Source organism: Gemmobacter caeruleus, from assembly GCF_008271655.1.
Classification (GTDB): domain Bacteria; phylum Pseudomonadota; class Alphaproteobacteria; order Rhodobacterales; family Rhodobacteraceae; genus Gemmobacter; species Gemmobacter caeruleus.
The window spans coordinates 70858-93789 of the sequence record NZ_VKKX01000054.1 but is presented as its reverse complement, the minus strand read 5'-3'; the positions used below and the strand labels follow the sequence as shown (position 1 = coordinate 93789).

Sequence of the window (22932 nt, the reverse complement as noted above, 5' to 3'; positions counted from 1 at the left end):
GCGCGCGGCTCCGAGGGAGTGAACGTTCATTCACCGCATGCGTGAAGTTTATCATCCGGTCAAGGGAAAAGATGTAAACCGAAGGTGATATTCGCCGTCGCAGCCCGCGTTATACCAAAGGTTCAGGCCGGCTTTCGCGGGTTTCGGCGCGACCCCAGGCCTCTTTCGACCAGGCCAGCAGGAACATCAGCACGATGCCGCCGCCGATCAGCAGCGTATCGAGCCACAGGCTCGGCGCGGCGGCCAGCTTGATGCCGTTGGCCGAATAGCACAACACCACCCCCAGCCCGAACACCGCCAGCCCGTTGCGCCCCAGCAGGGCAAAGGGCCGCGCCAGCCGATGCCCGCAGGCCCGGCGGATCGCGGGAAAGGCGCTCAGCACATAGGCCAGGGCAAGGGCATGGCTCAGCCGGGGAAGGCCCAGAAAGGTCTTGTCGAAGGCGGTGAATATCCAATGCACCGGCATCGCCTCGCCCAGCAGATAGAGCGAATGGCCAAAGGCATCCGAGACCGGCTTGAACAGTTGGCAGGCCAGCGCGAATAGCAGCCAGCCGATTGCCGGCACCAGCAGCCACCAGCGCACCGGCACGAAACGCCGCCCCTGCCGATAGGCCAGCCCGGTCAGCAGCCCGATGGTAAAGATCAGGTTCCAGCTGAACGGATTGAAGAACCAGCCGCCCTTCATGGGAAAGTTCGGCATGTTGAAATAGATCATCGCCGCCGCCAGCCACAGCCCGATGGAAAGGCCCAGCGTCAGGCGCGGCCAGCGATGCCCCGCCGCCAGCGTCAGCGGCGCGACAAACAGCAGCACGGCATAGAGCGGCAGGATGTTGGCATAGCCGATCTGATGGGTCAGCAGCGGAATCCCGATCAGGAATTGCAGCGGCATCTGCCATTGAAACCGGATCGCGTTCTTTTGCATCGCGGTGAATTCGCCCAGGAAATAGGCCGTCGCCGCCGCGATGCCCAGGGCGATGATCGTGGTGACGATATGCACCTGATACAGCGTCCAGACCCGGCGCCAGATCTTTGCGACCCCGGTCCAGGGGCGGGCGGGCGTCGCAAAGAACTTGCCATAGGCCAGCCCCGCCGCGATTCCAGACATCAGCACGAACCCCTCGGCCGCGTCGGAAAAGCCGAAGTTCCGGGTGGTGAAATTCTCGTAGATCGTGCCGGGCGTGTGGTTGATGAAGATCATCACCAAGGCCAGCCCGCGAAATACGTCAAGCCGCAGATCCCGCTGCTTGCGGGCCGGTTCAGTTGCCGACATGGGACGCCTCCGTCACGAAGGAGACATCCTTCATCGCAATCATTTCGCCCTCCCACCCCGCGAGCAGCGCATGTTGACGGCGCATCACGGCGGGTTCGTCCAGATCGGTCGGCGTCAGGAACAGCCCGCCCGTCATCGGCCGCGACGACCAGCTGATGATGACCGGCGCCAGCAGCATCGGCACCAGCACCGGCAGCATCCAGACCACCAGCCCCGGCGCCAGATACCAGGTGGCCGCAAGGCTCAGCAGGCCCGTCGTCACGACCCAATGGCTTGCCGCCCAGGCCTCGCCTAGGCTCAGCCGCGCATCGCCGCGATTGTTAGTGGGCCAGCCGCCATCGCGGCCCAGCAGCACCTGAAACACGCTGCGCGTCTGGTAGGCCAGCAGCACCGGCGCCGAGATCGACGAGAACAGCAGCTCCGCCAACATCGAGGCAAAGGCGCGGAACGCCCCGCCGAAACTCCGCGCGCGCCCGCTCATTGCCGCATTCAGGGCGACGGCGAATTTCGGCAGGATCAGCAGGCCGAACACCCCGATCGCCAGCCCGATCGCCTTGGAGGTTTCGGCCTGCGGGAAGATCGGAAAGGGCCAGTAGGGTTCGGGAAAGTAATCGGGCGGCGGGGCAAAGAACGGCGCCGCCACCGAAGCCAGCATGAAGCCGATCCAGAACAGCGGCGAGATATAGGCCATGATGCCCTGAAAGAACACGAAGCGGCTCCAGCCGCGCAGGCCCGGCGCGGCCAGAAGCCGCGCGTGCTGAAGGTTGCCCTGGCACCAGCGGCGGTCGCGCTTGGCATGATCGACCAGGTTTTCCGGCCCTTCCTCGAAACTGCCGCCCAGATCGTCGTCCAGCCGCACCCGCCAGCCCGCCCGCGCCAGCAGCGCGGCCTCGACATAGTCGTGGCTCATGATATGGCCGCCGAACGGTGGCTTGCCGCGCAGTTCGGGCAGGCCGCAGCTTTCGGCAAAGGCGCGCACCCGCACCATGGCGTTATGGCCCCAGAACGGCCCGGTGCGCCCCTGCATCATCGCCAGCCCACGCGCAAAGATCGGCGAATGGAAGGCGGCCGAAAACTGCATCGCGCGGCCAAAGCGTGTCTGCGCCCGGGTCACCACCGGCAGGGTCTGCAACAGGCCGATATCGGGCTCGGCCTGCATACGGCGGGCCATCTCGACGATGGTCGCGCCCTCCATCAGGCTGTCTGCATCCAGGATCAGCGCAAGATCATAGGCCCCGCCGGATTTCATGATGAAATCCTCGACATTGCCGGCCTTCTTGCCCCGGTTGTCGCTGCGGCGACGATAGAAGATGCGCCCCTCGGCCTTGCGATCCTCCAGCAGCCGCAGGAACCACAGGCGTTCGCGCGCGGCGATGGTCTCGTTGCGGCTGTCCGACAGGATGGCGAAATGGAACAGATCGCCATGGCCGGTGGCCTGAAGGCTTTCATCCATCGCGGCGACGCGGGAAAAGGTGGTGATCGGGTCTTCGTTATAGACCGGCACCAGCACCACACAGCGTTCGGTCAGCGGCCCGGCCAGCGTCACCGCCGGCGGCCGCGCCTCGGTCGTCAGCCCCATCAGCCCCTGCACCGCGCCCCAGGCCAGCCACCAGGTTGAAATCAGGATCAGCACCGCCCGCGCGATGTCGATGAAATCCAGCCCGTCCGACCAGCCGAATTGCAGAAACAGCATGAAGGCGCCCGCCCCGGCCACAAGGCTGAGGACAATGGCCACCGCGCGCGGAAGCGCGGCATTGTCGCGCGCGGTGCCCCCGCGCGCCACGGGCGAAAGCATGGATTACATCCCCTGACGCCGTGCCGGGGCCAGATGCAGACGCGCCAGCAGGCCGCGGCCCGCGCGGCGCAGGCTCAGCGGTTCAGCCGATTCCAGGACCTGTTTCGGCATGACCAGCGGCGCCACAAGCGGCTGGCCGATTTCCTGCACCCGCTGCTCGATCTCGGCGGCGGAAAGGGTAGCGATCTTCGTCATCACGCATTGATCCACTGATAGAGCCAGGTTTCAGAAAGCTTGCGGCCAAAGCCCGCGACATGGGCGACCATTTCCACGGTGGCGCCGGATTCGGCCTTCACATCCAGCACCAGCCGCCAGATATCCGAACCCCAGACGCGCGAAAAGCTCTGCGCGGCGATCTCGCCGCCATGCACCACGATTTCGGGCTCCACCGCCGCATCGGCGGGCAGCGGATCCAGTGGGCCGCCGGTGAAATCGACCACGAACTTGCGCACATTCTCGGCGCTTTCGACGCCCGAGACACCGCCGACACCCGACCGGGTTTCCAGCACATGCGCCAGATCGTCACGATCCTCGACCGGCAGGCTGCCCCACCGCAGGCGATAGCTGAATTCGCGGGTATCGCCGGCCTTGATCGCGCCTTCGGGCACCCAGAAGGCGACGATATTGTCGTTCACCTCAAGATCCGAAGGGATCTCCACCAGGCGCACATCGCCCTTGCCCCAATCGCCCACCGGCTCCACCTCCAGCGAGGGGCGGCGTTCGTAATGGGCCTCGGAGTCCTGATAGTGCGCAAATTCGCGGTCGCGCTGATGCAGGCCAAAGGCGCGCGGGCTTTGCTCCATGAAATGCGACCCGGCCAGACGCGGCGGGTTGTTCAGCGGGCGCCACAGCACATCCCCATCCGTGCGGGTGATGCGCAGCCCGTCGCTGTCATGCACCTGCGGGCGGTAATCGTCAAAGGCGTGACGATTGCGTTCCGAGAACAGATACATCGAGGTCAGCGGCGCGATGCCCAGTTGCTTCACATCGGCGCGGAAGAACAGCCGCGCGGTGACATCCATCACGGTTTCCTCGCCGGGGCGGATGACAAAGCGATAGGCGCCGGTGACGCTGGGCGATTCCAGCGCCGCATAGACCACGACATCGCGGGCGCCCGGCACCGGCTTTTCCACCCAGAAGGCCGAAAAGCGCGGGAATTCCTCGGCCTGATCGGTCGCGGTGTTGATCGCAAGGCCACGCGCCGACAGGCCATAGCCCGACCCCTGCCCGAGCGCGCGGAAATAGGACGCGCCCAGGAAGGCCACGACCTCATCCATCACATCCAGACGGTTCAGCGGGTAATGCAGGCGAAAGCCCGCGACGCCCGGCATCTTTTCGCCCGGCGGCACCTTGGCGGCCAGTTCGTTCAGAAACCGGAAATCGTCGGTGGTGAAGGCCATCTCGGTCGCAAGACCGTCCTTCACCTCATACATCTGCACCGGCTCGGCAAAGAGCCAGCCCATCGGAAAGGCGTGCAGCTGGAACTGGCTGACCGGCGCCTCGGCGGTCGCGGCCTTGTCGGCCCGCCAGCGCGCGCGCTCGGGGTTGTAGCTGACCAGACGGTAATCGTCATATTTCAGGCCGGCAAAGAACCCGCTGATCTTTTCGGGGGCGACATAGGCGCCCTTGGCCTTGTCCTGCATCGACAGGGTCAGCATGTCGAAGGAAAATTGCTGCGGCGCAGCGGAAGCCGCCTGCGCGCCGGCCGGCGCAGTCGCCTCTTGCGCGAACGCACCGCGCGGCAGCAGGCCCGCCGACACCACGGCAGAGGCCGACACTGCCGAAAGAATCAGCGCGCGGCGAGAGAGACGGGAAACGGCGGCAGGGCCGTAGGACATGGCGAATATCCGATACTTACGGGGCGCGCGACGGCGCACCCCTTTCCGCGGTGCTATATCGGTGAGCAGATGCGCTTTGCAAGATCACCTCGCTGTGCCGTGACGGCCTGAGCGTGAATCTGCCCGCCTGTTGCAGCGCAGCAAAGGTCCCTCGGCGAAACCTTGCGCGGCAGACCTCCGGCCCGGAATTTTATTGCCGCGACTGCAGGCAGGGCCGCCGGAACTGCCTACCAATGCGGCGGTTTCTGATCGGCCAAGGGAATCGCCCCCAGCCCGCCCTCCATCGCCTCGCGCTCGGCCTCGCGCTGAAGCAACAGCGCGACCCGCCGGGTCAGAACGTCGATCTCGCGACCCTGGCGGGCCATCTCGTCCGACATCTCCTCGACCGCGCGGGTCAGATGCGCCAGCCGTTCTTCCAGTGCCACAAGATCATCCATCCGCCTGCCTCCACTTGTTCTGCCAGGCCCCATCCGCTAAGGCAGGGCCGATTGCAAGCGAGGCCGCCCCGATGTCCAAGGATAAACCCGCCCGCCGCCCCAAGGCCGAACCGCCCAAGGGCTTTCGCGATTATTTCGGTGCCGAAGTCACCGAACGCAAGGCGATGCTGGATCAGATCGCCGGGGTTTACCATGCCTATGGTTTCGATCCGCTGGAAACCAGCGCGGTCGAGACGGTCGAGGCGCTTGGCAAGTTCCTGCCCGATGTGGACCGCCCGAATGAGGGCGTCTTTGGCTGGCAGGATGAGGACGACCAATGGCTCGCCCTGCGTTACGACCTGACGGCGCCGCTGGCCCGCGTTGCGGCGCAGTTCCGCAATGACCTGCCCTCGCCCTATCGCCGCTATGCCATGGGGCCGGTCTGGCGCAATGAAAAGCCGGGGCCGGGGCGGTTCCGGCAGTTCTATCAATGCGATGCCGATACGGTGGGCAGCCCGACGGTCGCGGCGGATGCCGAGATCTGCGCCATGCTGTCGGACGCGCTGGAGGTGGTGGGCATTCCGCGCGGCGACTACATCGTGCGGGTCAATAACCGCAAGGTTCTGAATGGCGTGATGGAGGTCGCGGGCGTGCTGGACCCGACCGACCCGACCCGGTTTGAGTCCGAACGCGGGATCGTGCTGCGCGCCATCGACAAGATCGACCGCCTGGGCGAGGCCGGCGTGCGCGCCCTGCTGGGCGCCGGCCGCAAGGACGAAAGCGGCGATTTCACCAAGGGCGCGGGCCTGTCGGATGAACAGGCCGAGGTCGTGATGGCCTTCATGGCCGCCAAGCGCGACACCGGCGCGGCCACCGCCGCACGCCTGCGCGATCTGGTCGGTGCCTCGGCCGTCGGCCTTGAGGGCGTGGGCGAGCTGGAAACCATGGCCGAGCTGCTGGACGCGCAGGGCTATGGTCCCGACCGCATCGTGATCGACCCCGGCGTGGTGCGGGGCCTCGGCTATTACACCGGCCCGGTCTTCGAGGCCGAACTGACCTTCGAGATCCTCGACGAAAAGGGCCGCAAGCGGCAGTTCGGCTCGGTCTCGGGCGGCGGGCGCTATGACGATCTGGTCAAGCGCTTTACCGGGCAAGCCGTGCCGGCGACCGGGGTTTCCATCGGGGTGGACCGTCTGCTGGCCGCCCTGCGCGCCAAGGGCCGCGTGGGCGCCGCCGCGCCCGGCCCGGTCATCGTGACCGTGATGGATCGCGACCGCATGGCTGATTACATGGCCATGGTCGGCGAATTGCGCCGCGCGGGCATCCGGGCCGAGGCCTATCTGGGCAACCCCAAGAATTTCGGCAACCAGTTGAAATATGCCGATAAACGCGAAAGCCCGGTGGCGGTGATCCAGGGCGGCGATGAGGCGGCCAAGGGCACCGTGGTGCTGAAAGACCTGATCCTTGGCGCAAAGATCGCGCAAAGCGCCTCGCTCGAGGAATGGAAGGACCGCCCCGCCCAGGTGGAGGTCGCGCGCGGCGATCTGGTATCGGCGGTGCGGCGGATGCTGGCCGAATGACCGTTACGCCCGAAACCCGCGCCGAGGCCGAGGCGCTGTTCGCCGCGCTTTGCGCCACCGGCGCCGCGCCGGTGGAGGCCGACATCCTGCAACCGGCGGGCACGCTGCTTGATCTCTATGGCGAGGATATCCGCGCCCGCGCCTATGTGACGCAAGACCCGCTGCAAGGCGAAATGGTGCTGCGCCCTGATTTCACCGTGCCCGTGGTGCAGGCGCATATGGCCGGCGGCGCCGAACCTGCGCGTTATTGCTATCGCGGCGAGGTGTTCCGCAAGCAGGATCATCTGGGGCCGCGCGCGCATGAATATCTGCAAGTCGGCTATGAGGTGTTTGACCGCGACGCCGTGGCGGCGGATGCCGAGGTCTTTGCCCTGTTCGCGCGTCTGCTTGACGGGCTGGGCCTCAAGGCGCTGACCGGCGATATCGGTATCCTGCTGGCCGCGATCGAGGGGCTGGCCACCACGCCCCGCCGCAAGGCCGCGCTGCGCCGGCATGTCTGGCGCCCCCGGCGGTTCCGCGCGTTGCTGGATCGGTTCGCCGGGCGCGCGCCGCTGCCCGACAGCCGCCGCGCCCTGCTGGAGCGGCTGCGCGGGTCGGACATGGCCGCCCTGATGGCCGAGGCCGGGCCGCAGATCGGCCTGCGTTCGGCCGAAGATGTGGCCGAACGTGCCGCCGCCCTGCTGGAAGATGCCGAGGCCCCGGCCATTGCCGCACCAGAGGCCGCGCTGATCTATGACCTGATCGGGCTGGCGGCGCCGGCCGATGCGGCACTGCTGCATCTACGCGGCATCCAGCCGCTGATGCCCGCCATCGCCCCGGCGGTGGACCGTTTCGACGCGCGTCTGGCGGCACTGCGCGCGCGCGGGATCGACACCGCGACCCTGCCCTTCGAGGCCAGCCACGGCCGCACCACGCTGGAATATTACGACGGCTTCGTCTTTTCCTTCCAGGGGCCGGAGGCGCCGCCGGTCGCCTCGGGCGGGCGCTATGACGCGCTGACCGCGATTCTGGGGCAAGGCCGGTCGATCCCCGCCGTGGGCGGCATCATCCGCCCCGCCCTTGTCGCCGCATTGAAGCGGGGCCGGGCATGAGCCTCAAGATCGGGGTGCCGTCCAAGGGGCGGCTGATGGAAAAGACCTTTGACTGGTTCGGTGCGCGCGGCGTGACCATGGCGCGCACCGGGGCCGAGCGGGAATATTCCGGCGCGGTCGAAGGCGTCGCGGGGGTCGAACTCGTGCTGCTGTCGGCGGGCGAGATCCCGCGCGAACTGGCGGCAGGGCGCATCCATATGGGCGTGACCGGGTCGGATCTGGTGCGCGACAAGCTGGCCGACTGGCACCAGCAGGTTGCCGAACTGGCGCCGCTGGGCTTTGGCCATGCCGATCTGATCATCGCGGTGCCGGCCTGCTGGGTCGATGTGGACAGCCTGGATGATCTGGACGCCGCCGCCGCCGCCTTTCGCGCGCGCCACGGGTTCCGGCTGCGGATCGCCACCAAATATCACCGGCTGGTGCGCGACTATCTGACCGAAAACGGCATCGCCGATTACCAGCTGGTCGATAGCCAGGGCGCGACCGAGGGCACGGTCAAGAACCTGACCGCCGAGGCCATCGCCGACATCACCTCCACCGGCGAGACGCTGCGCGCCAACCACCTGAAGATCCTGCAAGATGCGGTGATCCATCAAAGCCAGGCGACACTTTTCCTGGCCCGCCGCGCGGTCTGGGATGCCGGCACGCGCGCCACGCTGGCGGCGCTTTGCGCCCGGCTGGGGCTGGATTGCCCGGCGATCTGAGCGACGGAAATCCGGCCGGGCGGCGTTAGCGGCAAGAACCCTTTCGCCGCCCTGACCGGAGCCATCATGTCGAGCCTGTTCTACCGTTACGCCACGCCCTTCATCACGGGGCTTTTCCTTGTCTCGCTCATTTCGGGGCTGGCGCTGTTCTTCCACATCGGCCCCTCGGGCTTTCATGGCATGCATGAAATCCTGTCGCTGGCGCTGATCGTCCCCTTCGTGCTGCATCTGTGGCGCAACTGGCGGCCGATGGTCAGCTATTTCAAGCGTGGCCCGATGATCGTGGCGCTGGTGGTTTCGACCATCGCCGCCGGGGTGTTCCTGCTGCCCTCGGGAGATGCGGGCGGCACCCGAGGCGGCCCGGCCCCGTTCCGTCTGGCCAATCAGGTGATGCAGCAACCGCTTGCCGTGGTGGCGCCCGCGCTTGGCCTGACGGTGGAACAGGCGACCGCGCGCCTTGCCGCCGCGGGCGTCACCCCCGGCAGCGGCCCGCTGTCCGAGGCCGCGACAGCCTCGGGCAAATCGTTGATGGAGGTGCAGACCGCCCTTCTGGGCAGCGAGTGAGCCACCGTCAACAGCGGCCCTCGCGCCGGCATCGACGCGCCTGCCCCCAACAGCCGCACAACAAAAAACCCCGCAGTTTCCTGCGGGGTTCTTTCTTTTGCCACTGGCCCGGATCAGACCAGTTTCTTGCCCTTCACGCCGGCCCAAATCTTCTTGTTGGTCAGGTAGAGCAGGGCCGAGAGGCCGATCAGGAACAGCACGGCGACAAAGCCCATATGCTTGCGATCCATCAGCTTGGGTTCCGCCGTCCACATCAGGAAGGCCGACACGTCTCGGGACATCTGATCGACCGTGGCGGGCGTGCCGTCCTCATAGGTGACCTGATCGTCCGACAGGGGCGGGTTCATCTTGATCCAGCCGCCGGGGAAGGCGTGGTTTTCATAGAAGGTGGAACCGGCCTCTTCCTTTTCCTCGCCGGAATAGCCGGTGAGGATGGCGTGGATGTATTCCGGCCCGCCGATACCCTTGACGAACTGGTTGATCCCCAGCCCGTAGGGGCCGTGGAAGCCCGCGCGGGCCTTCGCCATCAGCGACAGGTCCGGCGCGCCGGCGCCGGTATTGGCCGGGAACTTGTCGGCCGGAATGGCCGCGCGTTCCTCGCCGGTTTCCTTGTCGATCACCGACAGGGTGGCGGCATAGGCGCGCACCTGATCCTCGGGCAATTCCGGCCCGCCTTCATCGGCGAGCGTGCGGATCGGCACGAATTTCAGGCCGTGGCAGGCCGAGCAGACCTCGGTAAAGACCTGAAGCCCGCGCTGAAGCTGGTGCTTGTCATATTTGCCGAACGGCCCCTCGAACGAGAAGGCGATGTCCTCGATATGGGCGGTGCCGCCTGCGGCCAGGGCCGCGCCGGGCGCCATCATCAGCGTCGTGACAGCGGCGATTGCGATTTTGCGAAGCATCTTCGTCACGTCCTTTCTCACTCGGCCGCCGGATAATGGGCCTTGAAGTCTTCCTCGATCGTCGCCGGCAGCGGCAGCGGCTTTTCGATGATGCCGAGCAGCGGAAGGATGATCAGGAAGTAGGCAAACCAGTAGGTCGCGGCGATGAGCGAGATCCAGTCATAGGGGAACTCGGTCGATTGCGCGCCCACCCACATCAGCACCATGAAATCGACGCAGAGCAGCGCGAACCACCATTTGAACATCGGGCGATACTTGCCCGAGCGCACGCGCGAGGTATCGAGCCAGGGCGCCAGCGCCATGACCGCGATCGCGCCGAACATCGCCAGCACGCCAAAGAACTTGGCGTCCACGATGCCGAAGGTGATGAACTGCACGAATTGCACGGCCCAGACATCGGCGGTGAAGGCGCGCAGGATCGCGTAGAACGGCAGGAAATACCATTCCGGCACGATATGCGCGGGCGTCGCCAGCGGGTTCGCCTCGATATAGTTGTCGGGGTGGCCAAGGTAGTTCGGCATGAAGCCGACGATGGCAAAGAACACCACCAGAATCACCGCCAGGGCGAACAGATCCTTGATGACGTAATAGGGCCAGAACGGCACGGTGTCCTTCTGCGCTTCCTCTTTCGAGCCACGGCGCACATCAATCCCGGCGGGGTTGTTGTTGCCGGTGGTGTGGAAGGCCCAGATATGCACGGCGACCAGCGCGGCAATCACGAAGGGCAGCAGGTAGTGCAGCGAGAAGAAGCGGTTCAGCGTCGCGTTATCGACGGCCGGCCCGCCCAGCAGCCAGGCCTGGATATCCGGCCCGATGCCCGGGATGGCGCCGAACAGCCCGGTGATCACGGTCGCACCCCAGAAGGACATCTGACCCCAGGGCAGCACATAGCCCATGAAGGCGGTGCCCATCATGGCCAGGTAGATCAGCATGCCGACGATCCAGGTCACTTCGCGCGGGGCCTTGTAGCTGCCGTAGTAGAGACCGCGGAAGATGTGCAGATAGACAGCGACAAAGAACAGCGAGGCGCCGTTCGCGTGCAGGTAACGCAGCGCATAGCCGCCGTTCACGTCACGCATGATGTGTTCGACGCTGGCAAAGGCCAGGTCCACATGCGGGGTATAGTGCATCACCAGCACGATGCCGGTCACGATCTGCAACGCAAGGCAGAAGGTCAGGATGATGCCCCAGATCCACATCCAGTTCAGGTTCTTGGGCGTGGGGATCATCAGCGTGTCATAGGCCAGCCCGACAATCGGGAGGCGCGAATGCAGCCACTTTTCGATACCCGTCTTGGGCTCGTAATGGTCGTGCGGAATTCCGGCCATCGGTCTCTCCCTCAGCCCAGCTTGATCGTGGTTTCGTTTTCGAATTTGGCCACCGGCACCGGCAGGTTGCGCGGGGCAGGCCCTTTGCGGATGCGGCCCGACGTATCGTAATGAGAGCCGTGGCAGGGGCAGAACCAGCCACCGAATTCACCGGCGCCATCGCCCAGCGGCACGCAGCCCAGGTGGGTGCAGACGCCCATCATCACCAGCCATTCGCCGGCTTCGTCCAGCGAACGGTTCTGGTCCTCGGCATCGGCGTCGGGCTTGTTGGCATTCTCGGCGCTCGTGTCCACCAGTTCCGACATCTGAACCTTGCGGGCGGCCTCGATTTCCTCGGCGGTGCGGCGGCGGATGAAGACCGGCTTGCCCAGCCATTTCACCGTCAGCTGCGACCCGACGGCCAGCGTGGACACATCGACGTAAATCGAGGCAAGCGCGCGCACATCGGCCGAGGCATTCATCTGGTTGACCAGCGGCCAGACGGCGGCGCCGGTCGCGACAGCGCCCGCCCCGGCCGTGGCGTAGTACAGGAAATCCCGACGGGTGCCTGCGTGATCTTCTGCGTGGGACACGAGATCTTCTCCCTCTCAAGGGCCGCCTCATGCGACCCATGCAAAATCGGGGGCGGCGGTTTCCCGCAACCCGGATGCGCGGGTTTTAGCCAAGCCCTCCTCTCACGTCCAGCGGTCAAAGGCGCGCAGGTGCAGCGAAATGGCGCTTTTGTCGCGGTGTGACCTTGAAGGCGCGCCCGGCGCTTCCTATGCGGGCGCTAACAGGGGGCTCAGGCCGCGGGCGGCCGGGTTTGCTGCATCGACAGGCGGGCCGAGAATTCGGCCTCCCAGGCTGCCAGATGCGGGTGGGCGGCGCGCCAGGGGCGGTCGGCATGGCGGAAATCCAGATAGCCAAGCGCCGCGCCGACGGCGATCTGCCCCATGTTCAGCGGCCCGTTCAACTGCCCCATCCAGCGGCTTTCCAGCGCGTCCAGCGCGCGGGCGATCTTGCCCCATTGCCCTTCCACCCAAGGGGAATGACGCCGCTCCTCGGGGCGGACACGCCATTCGTAAACCATCAGCAAGGCCGCATCGAGAATGCCATCCGCCGTCGCCTCCAGCGTGAGGATCGGCCATTCCGCGCCGGCGGGACCATACAGCCCGGCGCCCGCCTCGGCGTCGATCCAGCGGCAGATGACGCGGCTGTCATAGATCACCTCTCCACTGTCCAGTTCCAGCGCCGGGATCTTGCCCAACGGGTTCAGCGCCGTCACCGTGGCATCCGGCGCAACCGGCGTGCCCGCCACCGGCACCAGCGTTACCCGGCCCAGCAATCCGGTTTCCTGCAAGGCCACCAGCACCTTGCGGACATAGGGCGAGGTCGGCGAATGGAACAGGCGCATGGGGTCTCCTTCCGAATCATCTGCGGTCGATATGCCGTAACGTCACTTTGCGCCGGGCGAGATCCCGGTTGGCGCGGCCGACCTGTCATAGCAGGCTTCCCGAGAGGGAGGACACCATGACCGACAGCCATACCGCGCGGGCGACCGCGCTTGACCTGGAACCCGAAAGCCCGCTGCCCGAGGATATTGCCGCCTATTTCGGCAAATGTCAGGAAAAGCTGGGCCTCATTCCCAATGTGCTTCTGGCCTATGCCTTTGACGCCGAAAAGCTGCGCGCCTTTTCCGCGATGTATAACGACCTGATGCTGGCGCCCTCGGGCTTGACCAAGGCCGAACGCGAGATGATCGCGGTGGCGGTTTCGGCGCAGAATGAATGCGTCTATTGCCTGACAGCCCATGGCGCGGCGCTGCGGCAGCTGACCGGCAACCCCGCCCTGGCCGAGACCATCGCCCAGAACTGGCGCGTGGCCGAGATCACCGAGCGCCAGCGTGCCATGCTGGCCTTTGCGGTCAAGCTGACCAATAGCCCCGCCGAGATGGCCGAGGCCGACCGCGCCCTGCTGCGGGCGCAGGGGTTCAACGACCATGACATCTGGGATATCGGCGCCGTTGCCGCGTTCTACAACATGTCGAACCGGCTGGCCGCGGCGGTCGAGATGCGGCCCAACCCCGAATATCACGCCATGGCGCGCTGATCGCCAAAGCAAAAGGCCGCCCGGTTACCCGCGCGGCCTTTCAATCTGCTGGCAGAACGCCTCAGCCCTGACGGGCCTTGTAGCGCTTCTGGGTCTTGTTGATCACATAGACCCGGCCTTTACGGCGCACAACCTGACAGTCGCGGTGACGCGTCTTCAGCGAGCGCAGCGAGTTCTTGACCTTCATGGCCATCTCTCCATATCGCGGCGCGCGTGCGCCTTGAAAACTCGTGCCTTCTTGCGAAAGCGGTGAAAATGGTGGGCGGTACTGGGATCGAACCAGTGGCCACTACGATGTCAACGTAGTGCTCTACCGCTGAGCTAACCGCCCACGCTCCGTCCGGTGTTGCCACAAGCCCTTGTTCCAAAAGAACAGGCGCGGCAGCCCCGCGTCGGTGGAGCGGTCTATAAAGAGAGTCGCCGGGGGGATCAAGAGGGTTTCGGCACAGAAAATTTCTGCGCTATATCTGGGGGCATGGTTCACCGCACCGCCACCGAAGCCTGCGACCTGATCCGCCCCGTTGAACAGGCGGTGCCGCTGGTATTTTCCTCGCCGCATAGCGGGCGGGTCTATCCGCGGGCCTTTCTGGCGGGTTCCGCGCTCGATTCGCATCATCTGCGGTCGTCCGAGGATGCTTTCGTGGACGAACTCTTTGCCGACGCGCCCCATCTGGGGGCGCCGCTGCTGCTGGCCAATGTGCCGCGCGCCTATGTCGATCTGAACCGCGCCCCTGATGAGCTGGACCCCGCGCTGATCGAAGGTGTGACGCGGATGCCGCATAATCCGCGCATCTGTTCCGGGCTGGGGGTGATTCCCCGCGTCGTGGCGCAGGGACGGCCGATCTATCGCGGCAAGATCCCCCGGGCCGAGGCCGAGCTGCGGCTGGAGCGGTTCTGGCACCCCTATCACCTCACCCTGCGCGGCCTGATGGAGGAAACGCACCGTCGCTTTGGCCAGGCGGTGCTGCTCGATTGCCATTCGATGCCGCATGAGGCGATCGAGGGGCATGGACGGCTGGGCGCACCGCAGCCCGATGTGGTGCTGGGCGACCGTTTCGGCGCCGCTGCCGCGCGCGATGTGGTGGACCGGATCGAGGCCGCCTTTCGTGGCGCCGGTCTGCGGGTGGCGCGGAACGTGCCATTTGCCGGCGCGCATATCACCCAGGCCTATGGCCGCCCCTCGCGCCGCCATCACGCCGTGCAGATCGAGATCGACCGCGCGCTTTACATGCACGAGGCCCGTATCGAAAAACGCGCCGATTTCGACGTCTTCCGCCGCCTGATCGGGTCGGTGCTGGCCGAAATCGTCGCGGGCATGGCCCCGCCCGGCGCGCTGGCCGCGGAATAGCGCTATTCCGCCGCGCCGATCATCGGCGGTGTTTCGGGCGCCAGTTCCTCGAAATCGAAATTGTCCAGCCGGCGGGCGCGCTTGCCCGCCTTTTCGGCGCTGATGCGAATCTCGTCGATATCCTTGGCGGCCTGGCCGAAATGGCGGTCCAGATTGGCGACGCGTTCCCCCAGCCGCGAGACATCCTGATACAGCATCGCCAGTTCCTTGCGGATGGCACCGGCCTGTTCGCGCATCCGCGCATCCTTCAGCACCGCCCGCATGGTGTTGAGCGTGGCCATGCAGGTGGTGGGCGACACGATCCAGACCTTTGCCGCGAACCCCTCGCGCACCAGTTCGGGGAAATTGGCGTGCAATTCGGCATAGACCGCCTCGGAGGGCAGGAACATCAGCGCGCCGTCGGCGGTCTCGCCCTCCAGGATATAGCGGTCGGCGATGGCGCGGATATGGCTGCGCACCGCCTGCCGCAACAGCCGGGCCGCCGCATCGAATTCAGGCTGGGTCTGGGCGCGGCGCAACGCCTCATAGGGTTCCAGTGGGAACTTGCTGTCGATCACGATCGGGCCGGGGGGCTGGGGCAGATGCACCAGACAATCGGCGCGTCGCCCGTTCGACAGCGTGGCCTGCATCGTATAGGCATCCGAGGGCAGCGCCTTCAGCACGATATCGTGCAACTGGATCTCGCCAAAGGCGCCGCGGGTCTGCTTGTTCGACAGGATATCCTGCAAGGACAGCACATTGCCCGACAGTTTCTCGATATTTGCCTGCGCCTTGTCGATGGTTTCCAGCCGCTGCTGCAATTCACCCAGGCTGCGCGCGGTGCGGGTCGCGGTGCCATGCAGGCTGTCGCCCATCTGGCGCTGCACCTCGGCCAGGCGCTGTTCCATCACCTGTAACATCGCGGTCTGGCTCATTGCCTGCGCCTCGGAGACGTGGTGCAGGCCGCCGGCCAGCCGCTCCTGCCCTTCAGCCAGCGACTGCACGCGCTGCGCCATCAGCCCCACCTGCTGCACCATGGGCGCCGAGGCCCCGCGCGCCGCCCGCAGCGTCAGCCACAGCATCAGGAACAGCAGTGCCAGCACACCCGCCACGGCCAGCACCAGCGGATCGTTCCACATCAGTTCAAGGGGGCCCAGGCGGATCATCGGCGTCCGAACAGTTTTTCGATATCGGCAAGGCGCAGCTCGACATAGGTCGGGCGGCCATGGTTGCACTGGCCCGACATCGGGGTCGCCTCCATCTCGCGCAGCAGCGCGTTCATCTCCTCGGCGCGCATCTGGCGGCCAGAGCGGACCGAGCCATGGCAGGCCATCCGGCTCAGCACCGCGTCGATGCGGCCTTTCAGCCGGTCCGACCGGCCCAGATCGGCCAGATCGTCGAGTATATCGCGGATCAGCGCGGCGGCGTCGATCTTGCCCAGCAGTGCGGGGGTTTCGCGCACCGCAATGGCACCGCCGCCAAAGGGTTCGATCACCAGCCCCAGCCCGGCCAGATCCTCGGTCATGTCCAGCAGCCGCGCGGCGTCGGGTTCCGACAGATCGACGATTTCCGGGATCAACAGCGCCTGCGCCGCGATGCCCGTCTCTGCCGCCTGGGCCTTCAGCCGTTCATAGACCAGCCGCTCATGCGCGGCGTGCTGATCGACGATGACCATGCCCCGCGCGGTCTGGGCGATGATGTAATTCTCGTGCAGCTGCGCACGCGCGGCGCCCAGCGGGCGTTCGGTCAGGTCGGGCGCGGGGGGGGCTACCGCCTCCACCCGTGCCGAGGGCGCCTCGGCAAAGCCGAAATCCGGCAGCGGCGCCGGGGCCTGCGCGGCATAGGCGCGCGACAGAACGGGCTGCGACGGGCGGTCCATCTGATAGATGCGGGGCGCGGGGGCCGGTTCGGGGCGGAACGCCTCCAGCGTCTCGGTCGCGACGGTGCTGGAGGCGCGATGCCCCGCCCCGCTCAGCGCCAGCCGCAGCCCCGAAACGATCAGCCCGCGCACCAGCGCCGGTTCGCGGAACCGCACCTCGGCCTTGGCGGGGTGGACGTTCACGTCCACGCGCTCGGGGTCGCACTGGATGTTCAGCACCGCCGCCGGATGGCGGTCGCGGCTCAGCACATCCATGTAGGCCGCGCGCAGGGCGCCGAACAATTGCTTGTCCAGCACCGGGCGGCCATTCACGAACAGGAATTGCGCCACCGACGACCCGCGCGAATAGGTGGGCAGCGCGGCATAGCCGACCAGCCGCAGCCCCTCGCGGTCCAGATCAATGCGAAGCGCGTTGTCGGTGAAATCCGTGCCGATCACCCGGGCCAGCCGGCCATGCAGCGCGTCAAAGAAATCGCCATTCTCCGGCTCGGCGCGGAACACCACCCGCCCCTCGCCGCCGCCGGTCACATCGCGCAGGGTAAAGCCGACATGCGGCTCGGCCAGCGCCAGCCGTCTGACGACATCAGCGATGGCGCCCATCTCGGCCCGGTCCGAGCGCATGAATTTCAGCCGCGCGGGTGTGGCAAAGAACAGATCGCGCAGTTCCACCACCGTGCCCCGGCTCAGCGCGGCGGGGCGCAGCGCGCCCATGCGTCCGCCCTCGACCGCCAGCGACACCGCCTCGTGCCCCTCGGCGCGCGAGGTCAGGCTCAGCCGACCCACCGCGCCCAGCGAGGGCAGCGCCTCGCCGCGAAAGCCGAAGCTGCGGATATTCAGCAGATCCGACCCGTCGATCTTGGACGTGGCATGGCGCGACAGCGCCAGCGGCAGGTCATCGCCGGTCATGCCGCAGCCGTCATCGGTGACGCGGATCAGGGTCTTGCCGCCCTCGGCATAATCGACCGTGATGCGCCGGGCGCCGGCATCCAGCGCGTTTTCCACCAGTTCCTTGACGGCCGAGGCCGGACGCTCCACCACCTCGCCTGCCGCGATGCGGTTGATCGCGGCTTCGTCCAGTTGGCGGATCACAGGCCGCGTCATCTTGGGGGTATCGAGCATCATGCCACGATACCTAGCATGGGCGGGCAGATTCGGCCATGGGCTTTCACCCCCGCCACACGGCCGGGCAAAGCAAAACCCCGCCGGTTGCGGCGGGGTTCGGGGTCAGGCTTCGGGGATCAGGATCTCGCGCTTGCCGACATGGTTGGCGGGGGTCACGACGCCCTCCTCCTCCATCTGTTCCACCAGGCGCGCGGCCTTGTTATAGCCGATGCCCAGCTTGCGCTGGATGTAAGAGGTGGAACATTTCCGGTCGCGCGCGACAATCGCCACGGCCTGATCATAAAGCGCATCCTCGCCATCGGTATTGCCGCCGGCATTGAGCCCCAGCACCGCGTCGATATCGCCCGCCACCTCGTCATCCGGGCCTTCGACCACGCCCGACATGTATTGCGGCGGGCCAAAGGATTTGAGGTGGTTCACGATCTCCTCGACCTCCTCGTCCGAAACGAAGGGTCCGTGAATGCGGGTGATGCGCGCGCCATTGCCCATATAGAGCATGTCGCCCTGCCCCAGCAGCTGTTCGGCGCCCTGTTCGCCCAGGATGGTGCGGCTGTCGATCTTGGAGGTGACCTGGAAGGAAATCCGAGTGGGGAAGTTCGCCTTGATCGTGCCGGTGATCACATCGACCGAAGGCCGCTGCGTCGCCATGATCAGGTGAATGCCCGAGGCCCGCGCCATCTGCGCAAGACGCTGGATGCAGGCCTCGATCTCCTTGCCGGCGACCATCATCAGGTCGGCCATCTCGTCCACGATCACCACGATATAGGGCAGCGCGACCGGGGCGAATTCCTCGGTCTCGAACACGGGTTCGCCCGTATCCTCGTCAAAGCCGGTCTGGATGGTGCGGCGGAACATCTCGCCCGCGGCCTGCGCTTCGCGCACGCGGCCGTTATAGCCGTCGATGTTGCGCACGCCCATCTTCGACATCTTGCGATAGCGTTCCTCCATCTCGCCCACGACCCATTTCAGGGCGACGACCGCCTTTTTCGGGTCGGTCACCACGGGCGACAGAAGGTGCGGAATGCCGTCATAGACCGACAGTTCCAGCATCTTGGGGTCGATCATGATCAGTCGGCATTCCTCGGGCGTCAGCTTGTAGAGCAGCGACAGGATCATGGTGTTGATCGCGACCGACTTGCCCGAGCCAGTGGTGCCCGCGATCAGCAGGTGGGGCATCTTGGACAGGTTGGCCACAACCGGGTCGCCGCCGATATCCTTGCCCAGCGCCAGCGGCAGCCGCATGTTGCTGTCGCCAAAGTCGCGCGCGGCGAGGATCTCGCGCAGCACCACCTTTTCGCGGCTGGCATTGGGCAGTTCGATGCCGATCACCGACCGGCCCGGCACGGTGGAGACCCGCGCCGACAGCGCCGACATCGACCGCGCGATATCGTCGGCCAGACCGATCACCCGGCTGGCCTTGAGGCCCGGCGCGGGTTCCAGTTCATACATGGTGACAACGGGACCGGGACGGACCGAGACGATTTCGCCTTTCACGCCGTAATCATCCAGCACGGATTCGAGCATGCGGGCGTTTTCTTCCAGCGCCTCATCCGACAGCGCATGGCGTTGAACGGTCGAGGCCGATGCCAGAAGCGAGAGCGGCGGCAGTTCGTATTCCTGCGTCACCTGATCCTCGAACCGCAGGCGGGGCTGGGCCTCGGCCACGGCGCGGGTCGAGGGTTGCAGCGGCTTTTTCGCCGGGTGCTGCACCACGCCGCGCTTGACCTCGGGCGCGACCAGCGGCGCCGCGGGATGCGGCAGCGCGCCATCGCGTTGCGGTGCGACGCGCAGCGGCATCGGATTGCCCGGCACCTGCATCGGCGCGGCGCCAAGGGGGGTATAATCGTCCTCGGCGAAATCGTCCTGCGTATCGGGCTGCCAATCGGCGGGATCGTCGCCATAATCGGCCAGATCGTCTGACAGGCCGAAAGACGGCTCCGGCAGGTGCGGCGCGGGGGCGCTGCGGCGCAGGAAGGCCGGGGCGGGCGCGGGGGCCTCGTCCCAGACGGGTTCGGCCATGGTCTCGGCCACGGGTTCGATCACCGGGGCCGGCTGCATCGCGGCCGGTGCGCCGAGGGGGCGCGACAGCGGCGCCGGGCGACCGGCCTGCGGCACCTCTTGCGGGGCCAGTCCTTGCGCCCGGGCGGCGCCGGCACGGATCGCCGCCGCCACGGCCGAAGCGGCCGCGGCTGCCGCGCCCTGGGCCGGTCGTGCGGCAGATTGCGGGGCTGCCGGGTGCAGCATCAGCGGCGGCATCGCCGGAGAGGCCAGGGCCGACCGGGCCACCGGGGCCAAGACAGGGGCCGTCATGGGGGCGACGGGGCGCTGTGCCACCTGCTGCGCCAGTTGCTGCTGTGCCGCCGCCGCTCGCGCCGCGGCCGAGGCCACGGCGGCCGATACCGCAGTCATCGCCGGCATCGCGGCCGGATCGACGGGGGCGGCCACCAGCGGCGGCTCTGCCCGCAGGCCCGGCTGCACCCGCCGTGCCAGTGCCGGTTCGCGGCGGGCGATCGCGGCTTGCAGCGGGGTCATATGCGGCTGCGGTGCCGCGGCGCCCTTGCCCAGCCGCACGCGGTTGCGGATCACATCCGAGATGCGCGCCTTGATGCGGTCTTCGGGGGGCAGGTCGTCGTCGGCCATCTGGAAGTCTTCAAACGCGGGTTGGATTTCGGGGATTTCAGGCTCGGGCGCGCCAAAGAACAGGCGCCCCAACAGCCCTTCGCGCTTTTTCGGCGCGGCCATGGGTATCGGCTCATAGCCCTCGGCCATGGGCGCGTGCTGGGGCATGGGCGCAGCCATGCCGCGCAGCGGCGTCGCGGTCCCGTAATCGGGCTGCCAGTCGGCGTCATCTTCCAGCACGAAATCGTCTTCGGGGTGATGCGACAGCGGCGGCTCCATCTCGGCGCGGATCACCCGGCTGCGGCGGGCGCCGGCGGCGGCCATGGGCGGCGGCGCCGACAGGTTGACCGGCGCGCGGGCCATCAGATCGGCCTCGGCGGTGCGCAGGGCCTGCGCATCTGCGCGGCGCTGGCGGTGGCGTTCCTGCAAGGCCTGCGCGGCCTGCACTGCCCCGACCCCACCCCGACCGGCAAGCTGCATCGCCTGGGAATAGGTCATGACCGACCCGACCGCCAGGAAATGCCGCAGCGCCAGCAGTTCTTCGCGGTCAACGCCGGTGACGAAGCTCAGCATCGCCAGCGCCGCCAGCCCCATCAGCAGCGACATGAGCTTGAGCCCGAAGGTCGCCTTGACCGGGGCCACACCCAGCAGCGCCCCCACCACGGCATCGCCAAAGCGGCCGCCCAGACCGAAGGTATGCGCGCGTTCCCAGGCCTCGCCCGGGACATGGGTCGCGGCAAAGGCCGAGACCATCGCCACCGCGATCAGCGCAAAGACCATGCGCGACATCGCCCGGTCAGCCCCGCGATGCAGCACGAAGCGCAACCCCCAGGCGAACAGGATCAGCGGAATGGCCCAGGCGCCGCGCCCGATGATGATCATCAGGGTCGAGGAGATCGCCGCCCCCAGCCCGCCCAGCCAGTTGCTCACCGGCTGGTCCGAGGCGACAAGCCAGCCCGGATCCTCGGGCGAATAGCTCAGCAGCATGGCGACAAAGATCGTCGCCAGCGCCATCAGCCCCAGCCCGATCAATTCGCGCGCCCGGCGTTCCAATGCGGCCTGGGTATTGGGGTCCACCAGCGGGTCGCGTTGACGCATCTGATAAAGAGCCATGGGAACCTCAGCCGTAAAGACAATCGCGCAGCCGGGTCAGGCCACGCTCGGTTTCTTCTTCTGCCGCGACAAGCGCGACGCGAATATAGGGCTTGCCGGGGTTCTGCCCGGCCACATCGCGCGACAGATAGGCGCCGGGCAGAACCCGCACCCCCGTCTCGGTCCAGAGCTTGACCGTCGCCGCCTCGCCATCCTCGACCGGCAGCCACAGGAAAAAGCCCCCTTCGGGCGAAGCATAGCCCTGCATGCCGCCAAAGATGCGGTCGGCCATGGCGAACTTGGCCTGATAGCGCGCGCGCGAGGTGGTGACGTGATCCTCATCCGCCCAGGCGGCCTCGGCCACCCGTTGCAGCGGCAGGGGCAGCGGTGCCCCGGCAAAGGCGCGCAGCTTGCGCAGGCGGATCATGCTTTGCGGCCCGGCAGCCGCGAAACCCGACCGCAGGCCCGGCAGGTTCGACCGTTTCGACAGCGAATGAAAGGCCACCACGCGTTCGGGGTCGGCGCCGATCTCGGCTGCGACCTCCAGAATGCCGGGCGGCGGGGCGGTGCGCCAGATCTCCGAATAGCATTCATCGGCGAAGATCTGGAAATCATGCTTTTCCGCCAGCGCGAGCAGCGTCTTCCAATAGTCGCGGCTGGCCACGGCACCCTGCGGATTGGCGGGCGAGCAGATATAGGCCACGGTCACGCGATCCAGCAGATCGGCGGGCAGGCCGGCATAATCGGGCAGATGGCCGGTGGCGGCGGTGGCCGGCACATAGACAGGTTCTGCCCCCACGGTCAGCGCGGCCACGGCATAGACCTGATAGAACGGGTTGGGCATCAGCACGACCGGCTGCTTGCCGCGCTTGGTTTCCGGGCTCAGCGCGATGCAGGCGTTGAACAGCCCCTCGCGCGTGCCGTTCAGCACCATCAGCCGATCCTCGGCCAGGGTCACGCCATAGCGCCGCGCCACCCAGCCCGAGATCGCGCCCAGCAATTCGGGCGTCCCGTCATTGGGCGGATAGACCCCGAAGCCCGCAAGGTTCGCCGCCAGGATCGGCCCGACAAAGGCGGGCATGTCATGCTTCGGCTCGCCAATGGTCATGGCAAGCGGGGCACCGCCCGGGGGCATGTGATCAATCAGCTTCCGCAGACGCGGAAACGCATAATCCGGCAGGTTCGAGAACCGCTCAGGAAACGCCATTATACTGCCTCATGTCAGGGTCGTATCGCCCCGTTTGACAGGCAGGATAACGGGCAAGTTCTTCCCGGTCCAGCAAAACGACACACCAAAGGTGGGGGCGTCACGCAGGT

The 22932-nt window shown here is 66.7% G+C and carries 20 protein-coding genes and 1 tRNA gene; 6 read left to right on the top strand and 15 right to left on the bottom strand.

All coding sequences use genetic code 11. The features are described 5' to 3' along the window. Window positions 1–109: 109 nt before the first annotated feature. From FOA17_RS19040 to FOA17_RS19020, 5 genes are all read right to left on the bottom strand, one after another. The gene (locus tag FOA17_RS19040; protein ID WP_149143098.1) at window positions 110–1270 is read right to left on the bottom strand and encodes an OpgC family protein; all 1161 of its coding nucleotides are present in this window, start codon (window positions 1268–1270) and stop codon (window positions 110–112) included. After that, the gene (gene mdoH / locus FOA17_RS19035; RefSeq protein ID WP_149143097.1) at window positions 1257–3065 is read right to left on the bottom strand and encodes a glucans biosynthesis glucosyltransferase MdoH; all 1809 of its coding nucleotides are present in this window, start codon (window positions 3063–3065) and stop codon (window positions 1257–1259) included. The genes FOA17_RS19040 and mdoH overlap by 14 nt, the downstream gene beginning before the upstream one ends. A gap of 3 nt (window positions 3066–3068) precedes the next feature. Beyond that, on the bottom strand, window positions 3069–3260 hold the full coding sequence (locus FOA17_RS19030; RefSeq protein WP_149143096.1) for a hypothetical protein: 192 nt from the start codon (window positions 3258–3260) through the stop codon (window positions 3069–3071). Next, on the bottom strand, window positions 3260–4903 hold the full coding sequence (locus FOA17_RS19025; protein WP_149143095.1) for an OpgD/OpgG family glucan biosynthesis protein: 1644 nt from the start codon (window positions 4901–4903) through the stop codon (window positions 3260–3262). Before FOA17_RS19025 ends, FOA17_RS19030 begins: the two co-directional genes overlap by 1 nt. A gap of 227 nt (window positions 4904–5130) precedes the next feature. After that, a complete protein-coding gene (locus tag FOA17_RS19020) occupies window positions 5131–5340 on the bottom strand; it encodes a SlyX family protein (protein WP_149143094.1) in 210 nt (69 codons plus the stop codon). A 71-nt stretch (window positions 5341–5411) separates the two neighbouring features. Here FOA17_RS19020 and hisS point away from each other — a divergent pair, with 71 nt between their 5' ends. From hisS to FOA17_RS19000, 4 genes are all read left to right on the top strand, one after another. Beyond that, window positions 5412–6899 (top strand): histidine--tRNA ligase, encoded by a 1488-nt coding sequence (hisS, locus tag FOA17_RS19015; protein WP_149143093.1) that lies wholly within the window; start codon window positions 5412–5414, stop codon window positions 6897–6899. After that, window positions 6896–7990 carry an ATP phosphoribosyltransferase regulatory subunit gene (locus tag FOA17_RS19010; RefSeq protein ID WP_149143092.1) on the top strand — a complete coding sequence of 365 codons (1095 nt, stop codon included), beginning with the start codon at window positions 6896–6898 and terminating at the stop codon, window positions 7988–7990. Before hisS ends, FOA17_RS19010 begins: the two co-directional genes overlap by 4 nt. Next, window positions 7987–8694, top strand: a complete 708-nt coding sequence (gene hisG, locus FOA17_RS19005; protein ID WP_149143091.1) for an ATP phosphoribosyltransferase — start codon at window positions 7987–7989, stop codon at window positions 8692–8694. Before FOA17_RS19010 ends, hisG begins: the two co-directional genes overlap by 4 nt. Before the next feature lie 66 nt (window positions 8695–8760). Beyond that, window positions 8761–9258, top strand: coding sequence for a DUF4405 domain-containing protein (locus tag FOA17_RS19000; protein ID WP_149143090.1), 498 nt, complete (start codon window positions 8761–8763; stop codon window positions 9256–9258). 113 nt (window positions 9259–9371) lie between these two features. On the opposite strand, the gene FOA17_RS18995 is transcribed toward FOA17_RS19000, so the two are convergent. The 4 genes from FOA17_RS18995 to FOA17_RS18980 all read right to left on the bottom strand — a co-directional run bounded on the left by FOA17_RS18995 (window position 9372) and on the right by FOA17_RS18980 (window position 12881). Continuing rightward, window positions 9372–10160, bottom strand: a complete 789-nt coding sequence (locus FOA17_RS18995; RefSeq protein ID WP_149143089.1) for a cytochrome c1 — start codon at window positions 10158–10160, stop codon at window positions 9372–9374. A gap of 17 nt (window positions 10161–10177) precedes the next feature. After that, entirely contained in the window at window positions 10178–11488 is a 1311-nt protein-coding gene (gene petB, locus FOA17_RS18990; protein ID WP_149143088.1) for a cytochrome b, read from the bottom strand. Window positions 11489–11499: 11 nt separating this feature from the next. Continuing rightward, window positions 11500–12060 carry a ubiquinol-cytochrome c reductase iron-sulfur subunit gene (gene petA / locus FOA17_RS18985; RefSeq protein ID WP_149143087.1) on the bottom strand — a complete coding sequence of 187 codons (561 nt, stop codon included), beginning with the start codon at window positions 12058–12060 and terminating at the stop codon, window positions 11500–11502. A gap of 209 nt (window positions 12061–12269) precedes the next feature. Beyond that, complete coding sequence (locus FOA17_RS18980; protein ID WP_149143086.1) at window positions 12270–12881, bottom strand: glutathione S-transferase; 612 nt, start codon at window positions 12879–12881, stop codon at window positions 12270–12272. Window positions 12882–12997: 116 nt separating this feature from the next. On the opposite strand from FOA17_RS18980, the gene FOA17_RS18975 reads away from it, so the two are divergent. Continuing rightward, on the top strand, window positions 12998–13576 hold the full coding sequence (locus FOA17_RS18975; RefSeq protein ID WP_149143085.1) for a peroxidase-related enzyme: 579 nt from the start codon (window positions 12998–13000) through the stop codon (window positions 13574–13576). Window positions 13577–13637: 61 nt separating this feature from the next. Here the strand turns inward: FOA17_RS18975 and ykgO are convergent, their stop codons facing one another. After that, window positions 13638–13763: a type B 50S ribosomal protein L36 gene (gene ykgO, locus FOA17_RS18970; RefSeq protein ID WP_054302743.1), complete on the bottom strand. Its 126-nt coding sequence runs from the start codon at window positions 13761–13763 to the stop codon at window positions 13638–13640. Window positions 13764–13832: 69 nt separating this feature from the next. Continuing rightward, window positions 13833–13907, bottom strand: a tRNA-Val gene (locus FOA17_RS18965). Window positions 13908–14051: 144 nt separating this feature from the next. On the opposite strand from FOA17_RS18965, the gene FOA17_RS18960 reads away from it, so the two are divergent. Continuing rightward, window positions 14052–14924, top strand: coding sequence for an N-formylglutamate amidohydrolase (locus FOA17_RS18960; RefSeq protein WP_149143084.1), 873 nt, complete (start codon window positions 14052–14054; stop codon window positions 14922–14924). Window positions 14925–14926: 2 nt separating this feature from the next. On the opposite strand, the gene FOA17_RS18955 is transcribed toward FOA17_RS18960, so the two are convergent. The 4 genes from FOA17_RS18955 to FOA17_RS18940 form a co-directional block, all read right to left on the bottom strand. After that, window positions 14927–16069 carry a DNA recombination protein RmuC gene (locus FOA17_RS18955; protein WP_149143083.1) on the bottom strand — a complete coding sequence of 381 codons (1143 nt, stop codon included), beginning with the start codon at window positions 16067–16069 and terminating at the stop codon, window positions 14927–14929. After that, window positions 16066–17904 (bottom strand): DNA mismatch repair endonuclease MutL, encoded by a 1839-nt coding sequence (gene mutL, locus FOA17_RS18950; protein ID WP_149143082.1) that lies wholly within the window; start codon window positions 17902–17904, stop codon window positions 16066–16068. The genes FOA17_RS18955 and mutL overlap by 4 nt, the downstream gene beginning before the upstream one ends. 102 nt (window positions 17905–18006) lie before the next feature. Continuing rightward, complete coding sequence (locus FOA17_RS18945) at window positions 18007–21621, bottom strand: DNA translocase FtsK (RefSeq protein WP_149143111.1); 3615 nt, start codon at window positions 21619–21621, stop codon at window positions 18007–18009. Window positions 21622–21643: 22 nt separating this feature from the next. Beyond that, window positions 21644–22822 (bottom strand): aminotransferase class I/II-fold pyridoxal phosphate-dependent enzyme, encoded by a 1179-nt coding sequence (locus FOA17_RS18940; RefSeq protein WP_149143081.1) that lies wholly within the window; start codon window positions 22820–22822, stop codon window positions 21644–21646. Window positions 22823–22932: the final 110 nt, after the last annotated feature.

Coding starts and splice junctions, on each gene's coding strand:
- FOA17_RS18975 (WP_149143085.1), top strand. CDS start 12,998: ATGACCGACAGCCATACCGCGCGGGCGACCGCGCTTGACCTGGAACCC.
- mdoH (WP_149143097.1), bottom strand. CDS start 3,065: ATGCTTTCGCCCGTGGCGCGCGGGGGCACCGCGCGCGACAATGCCGCG.
- FOA17_RS19000 (WP_149143090.1), top strand. CDS start 8,761: ATGTCGAGCCTGTTCTACCGTTACGCCACGCCCTTCATCACGGGGCTT.
- FOA17_RS18980 (WP_149143086.1), bottom strand. CDS start 12,881: ATGCGCCTGTTCCATTCGCCGACCTCGCCCTATGTCCGCAAGGTGCTG.
- FOA17_RS18955 (WP_149143083.1), bottom strand. CDS start 16,069: ATGATCCGCCTGGGCCCCCTTGAACTGATGTGGAACGATCCGCTGGTG.
- hisG (WP_149143091.1), top strand. CDS start 7,987: ATGAGCCTCAAGATCGGGGTGCCGTCCAAGGGGCGGCTGATGGAAAAG.
- FOA17_RS18940 (WP_149143081.1), bottom strand. CDS start 22,822: ATGGCGTTTCCTGAGCGGTTCTCGAACCTGCCGGATTATGCGTTTCCG.
- FOA17_RS19040 (WP_149143098.1), bottom strand. CDS start 1,270: ATGTCGGCAACTGAACCGGCCCGCAAGCAGCGGGATCTGCGGCTTGAC.
- FOA17_RS19010 (WP_149143092.1), top strand. CDS start 6,896: ATGACCGTTACGCCCGAAACCCGCGCCGAGGCCGAGGCGCTGTTCGCC.
- ykgO (WP_054302743.1), bottom strand. CDS start 13,763: ATGAAGGTCAAGAACTCGCTGCGCTCGCTGAAGACGCGTCACCGCGAC.
- FOA17_RS19025 (WP_149143095.1), bottom strand. CDS start 4,903: ATGTCCTACGGCCCTGCCGCCGTTTCCCGTCTCTCTCGCCGCGCGCTG.
- FOA17_RS19030 (WP_149143096.1), bottom strand. CDS start 3,260: ATGACGAAGATCGCTACCCTTTCCGCCGCCGAGATCGAGCAGCGGGTG.
- FOA17_RS18945 (WP_149143111.1), bottom strand. CDS start 21,621: ATGCGTCAACGCGACCCGCTGGTGGACCCCAATACCCAGGCCGCATTG.
- mutL (WP_149143082.1), bottom strand. CDS start 17,904: ATGATGCTCGATACCCCCAAGATGACGCGGCCTGTGATCCGCCAACTG.
- hisS (WP_149143093.1), top strand. CDS start 5,412: ATGTCCAAGGATAAACCCGCCCGCCGCCCCAAGGCCGAACCGCCCAAG.
- petB (WP_149143088.1), bottom strand. CDS start 11,488: ATGGCCGGAATTCCGCACGACCATTACGAGCCCAAGACGGGTATCGAA.
- FOA17_RS18960 (WP_149143084.1), top strand. CDS start 14,052: ATGGTTCACCGCACCGCCACCGAAGCCTGCGACCTGATCCGCCCCGTT.
- FOA17_RS18995 (WP_149143089.1), bottom strand. CDS start 10,160: ATGCTTCGCAAAATCGCAATCGCCGCTGTCACGACGCTGATGATGGCG.
- FOA17_RS19020 (WP_149143094.1), bottom strand. CDS start 5,340: ATGGATGATCTTGTGGCACTGGAAGAACGGCTGGCGCATCTGACCCGC.